General features: G+C 71.7%; 1 protein-coding gene. It reads left to right on the top strand.

Features of this window, described 5'->3' with window-relative positions; all coding sequences use genetic code 11:
- The coding region (locus NQ160_RS22365; RefSeq protein ID WP_306854034.1) for a cytochrome c biogenesis CcdA family protein at positions 1-597 on the top strand (597 nt) is incomplete at both ends.

Raw genomic sequence — 597 nt, 5'->3', positions numbered from 1 at the left:
ATCCCCGCCCGCCGCAGCCGCCCCTACCTCGTCATCGCGGGGCTGGTGACGAGCTTCACCCTCGTCACCCTCGCCGGCTCGCTGCTGCTCGGGGCGCTGAACCTGCCGCAGGACGTCATTCGCTGGGTGGGCATCGCGGTGCTCGTGCTCATCGGTGTCGGATTGCTGGTTCCTCGGGTCGAGCAGCTGCTCGAGAAGCCGTTCCAATGGCTGCCCCGCCGCGAAGTCGCCAACAGGGGGAGCGGCTTCGCGGTGGGGCTCGCGCTCGGCGCCGTGTTCGTGCCGTGTGCGGGACCCGTGTTGGCGGCGATCATCGTCGCCGGCGCGACCGGACAGATCGGCGTGGACACCGTCGCGCTCACGGCATCCTTCGCCATCGGCGTCGCCCTGCCCCTGCTGGCCTTCGCGCTCGCCGGGCGCGGTCTCATCGAGCGGATCCGCGCGTTCCGCACCCGCGAGCGGGGACTGCGCATCGCCGCCGGCGTCGCCATGCTCGCCCTCGCCGTGGGCCTCGTCTTCAACGTGCCGCAACTGCTGCAGCGGCTCGTGCCCGACTACACCGCCGACCTGCAGCGGGACCTCACCGAGAACGAGGAT

It is taken from the genome of Microbacterium sp. zg.Y909 (genome assembly GCF_024626565.1).
Note: the sequence above shows the minus strand (reverse complement) of the source record. Positions and strands in the feature narration are given on the sequence as shown.